General features: G+C 48.1%; 4 protein-coding genes. All 4 read left to right on the top strand.

Features of this window, described 5'->3' with window-relative positions:
- Positions 1 to 542, top strand: a 542-nt coding sequence (locus tag ACJROR_RS07965) for a translocation/assembly module TamB domain-containing protein (protein WP_406546659.1), incomplete at its 5' end; no start/stop codon positions are given.
- Between the two features lie 317 nt (positions 543 to 859).
- Positions 860 to 1,477, top strand: a complete 618-nt coding sequence (locus ACJROR_RS07960; RefSeq protein WP_406546658.1) for a hypothetical protein — start codon at positions 860 to 862, stop codon at positions 1,475 to 1,477.
- A gap of 639 nt (positions 1,478 to 2,116) precedes the next feature.
- The gene (locus ACJROR_RS07955; protein WP_406546657.1) at positions 2,117 to 2,824 is read left to right on the top strand and encodes a hypothetical protein; all 708 of its coding nucleotides are present in this window, start codon (positions 2,117 to 2,119) and stop codon (positions 2,822 to 2,824) included.
- On the top strand, positions 2,814 to 3,661 hold an 848-nt coding region (locus tag ACJROR_RS07950; protein WP_406546656.1), incomplete at its 3' end, for an Eco57I restriction-modification methylase domain-containing protein. The genes ACJROR_RS07955 and ACJROR_RS07950, both read left to right, overlap by 11 nt.

Raw genomic sequence — 3,661 nt, 5'->3', positions numbered from 1 at the left:
TTGAAAAGGGCCGCATTTCCTTTGTGGGCGATCCCTCTGAGCCCAATCTGGATATCCGGGCCATCCGTAATCCCCGTTCCATGGATAATGACAACATTGTCGTGGGCATTTCGGTTACCGGCACCGCCTCCCGGCCAAATATCAAAATATTCTCCAAGCCGCAGCTGGCCCAGAGCGAGGCTTTGTCCTACCTGCTCAGGGGCAAGGGGCTGGATGCCAGCTCTGCCAACAACGGCAACATGACAGCGCAGCTCCTTCTGGGCGCCGGTCTGATGCAGACCTCCGGGCTTGTGACCGAACTGGGCGAAGGGCTGGGACTTCAGGACATGTCTCTGGATTCCCGGGGAGACGGCGATGAAACCTCGGTGGAGCTCTCGGCGTACATCATGCCGAAGCTGCAGGTGGCCTACGGCTATGGCCTTTACAATGCGGTTTCGGAATTCCGCGTCAGATATGAAATGTTCCCGAAGTTCTATATTGAAGGGGTGAGTTCTCTGGAGCAGGCGGTGGACGCCATTTACAAGTTTGAGTTCAATTTTTAAGAAATCCCTGACATCACCAGATGATCCCCGGATTCCTGAGGCCTTCTGAAGAGCCTTCCGGGAATCCGGGGTTAAGTTTTTGGGGCGGACGGCAAAGGCAGGCCCGAACCGGGGGAAAGGCCGGAAAGGAAAAGCCGGAAACAGGAAAAGCCGCATCTGGAAAAGCCTGAGAAAGCCTAAAAAACTAACAGATCAGCGACACTGAAGGGCGGCAGCAGCATGATTGCAGGGAGCGCCGCTCTTGAGAAGAGTAACTAACAGGGAACGGAAGTCTTTTTTTGTGTGTGGTATGTGGTACTACGGGAGATGATTATATTATGAAGTTCAGCATCAAATCAGCCATTGCGGCATTGGGTTTTATCGCAGCGGTTTCTGCGGCGCTGCCGGGGACTGCCGCTGCTGCCGGCGACGGGTTCTCGCAAAAGGAACTTGCCAAAATGGGGGTTTTTCTTTCCAATTTCAGCGAATGCAGTGTCAAGGGAACCAGAGAGGATATCATTAAGAACGAGATAATGTGGTTCGGCATCTGCCATGACTATATCAATAACGACAAAATCGTGTCCATGCGCGATCGCTGCGGTGACAAAGAGACCCCTGCCGCTCATGTGGGGCCGGAGCGTATTATCAGGAATGCCAAAACCTACTTGAACGCCGATCTTTCCGAAAAGGATCTTAAGTCCGAACTGAATAACTTTATGAAGGTTATCTATGACGGCCACACCGTATGCACGGATGCCTTCACTCAGGATTACAGCGAAATAGAGGTTACCAGCGCTGTTAAGCAAAAGGATGGTTCCATCAGAGTTACCGGCCTGGAATACCATGACGAGGAGAAATCCGAGGATAGCGCCAGCAAGGTTTCGGCAGTGATCCGTCCCCATACCGCCAATGGCAAGAAGACCTGGTATCTGGTGTCTCTGGATATCGGAGATTAAATGAGGGCGGCAGCTTAGAGCGAGGCCGCCGGAGCAGGGCTCAGCATCATTGCGGTCCTGTTCCGTTTAACCATAGCCGCTCATCTCTATTATTGTTCCCCTGATTCTCATCATGCTAAGATGCTTGTTTTGTCGCGTTAGTAACCAATTTCTTATGCAATGGTGAAAGATAGCTTATAAGCTCTCAGGCTTGATCAGTTATCCGAACAGCCTCAAACCTGCAAAGAAGAAAACACTCGAGTTCGCTTATCCCCCGCAGTCCTTTTGTGAAAAGAGCTCTCAAGCATATCGCAAACCGTTTTCTGCCAGCATCTCAAACCCTGTTTGTTTCTCCTGATAATGATGAAGGTGAAGAGCCTCCGCAATTGGCAGTGATGATAACTGATTCAAAATTATCATTAATGTTTATGAGCATTTAGTCATTCCGTGATATTCGTCAATGTATTTTTTTTTTTTTTTTTTGAGAAAATTCAACACTGTCAGACTACTAGTTTGACCACGGCTTAAAGAAATAATACGTATGTATCTGCAAAGCACTTAATTACGGTACTCGAAAAGTGCAAATGCGAGTATTTACGTTGCTGTTTCATCTTGCACGGCTGTGTTTTTTCTGTATGTTGAAATTTATCAGAAGCTTCCATGGCCAGACAAATTAAATCCCGGCAGCGGGTAGCCGATCATGGCGAGGTATTTACCGGCGAGAGAGAAGTGAATGCCATGCTGGATCTTGTTAAACAAGAGACAGAGCGGGTGGACAGCCGTTTTTTGGAGCCTGCCTGCGGTGACGGCAACTTCATGGCCGCCATTCTGGAACGGAAACTTGCCGCTGCCAGAAAGCTCTCTGTTTCTCCCCGGACAAAGCTCCTCGATCCCTTTTCCTTTGAAAAGAACTCCCTTATTTCCGTTGCCTCCATTTATGGCGTTGATCTCCTGATGGATAACGTTCTGGCAGCCCGGGAACGGCTGTATGAAATCTGGAGCCGCGAGTATGACGAGGTATTAGGATCTGAGGCCAATGAGGCCTGCAGAAATACCGTCCGTTTCATTCTCAGCAAAAACATTGTCTGCGGGAATGCCCTGACTTTGATGTGCGTTGAGGAGCATCAGAAGGATACCGCAAGGCCAGTGGTGTTCTCGGAATGGACCTTTCCATTCAATGATTTCCGGATTCAGCGCAAGGATTACTCCTTCGCTGAGCTTCTTGCTGCAGGTTCCGGCTCAGACAATTTCAAAAAGACCGGAGAAATAGATTTGTTTTCCGGCGGTTTAGATGGCGGCGCGTGCGAGCCAATTCTTCTGAAACAGTATGTCTTTGATTACCGGAGGGACAATTCCTATGACAGATAGCTCCTCGTTTTCGAAAAGCTACAACCCGGATGTCCTTTGCTGCTTGGCCAATCTGTCCAGCGATGAGGTTTTTACGCCGCCTGATATCGCTAATGCGATGCTGGATCTGCTGCCGCAGGAGCTCTTTCAGAGTCCGGACACCAAATTTCTTGATCCCTGCTGCAAGAGCGGGGTGTTTTTGCGGGAAATCGCAAAACGGCTGATTAAGGGGCTGGAACCAGTTTTTCCGGATCTTCAGGAACGCCTTAATCATATCTTTAAAAATCAGCTCTTTGGCATTGCAATAACAACTCTGACCTCTCTCATTTCACGCCGCAGCCTTTATTGTTCAAAGGACGCGGATTCTGAATATTCAGTAGTTCATTTTGATTCCCCCGAAGGAAATATACGTTTTTCCAATACCCGACATATATGGAAGAACGGCAGATGTATTTTTTGCGGGGCATCAAAGGATGTCTACGACAGAGAGAGTGGTTTAGAGTCTCATGCCTACGAGCTTATTCATTTGAACAAACCGGAAGAGCTTTTTGACATGAAGTTTGATGTTATCATCGGAAACCCACCATATCAGATGAATACTGTATCAGGAGAAACAACAAATGTTAGCAGGCAAGCAAAACCAATTTACAACTTGTTTGTTGAACAAGCAAAAAAGCTGAATCCCCGCTTTCTTTGCATGATAATTCCTTCCCGATGGTTTGCCGGAGGATTGGGGCTTGATGCCTTTCGTCAATCAATGATGGAGGACAGTCATATTACCCACTTAACAGATTACACAAATGCAAAGGATTGTTTCCCTCAAAACAGTATAAGCGGAGGTGTTTGTTATTTCCTATG

The organism is Succinimonas sp., from assembly GCF_045225735.1.
In the GTDB taxonomy this organism is placed as follows: Bacteria; Pseudomonadota; Gammaproteobacteria; order Enterobacterales; family Succinivibrionaceae; genus Succinimonas.
The sequence above is the reverse complement of the archived record's forward strand: the minus strand, read 5'-3'. Positions and strand labels throughout refer to the sequence as shown.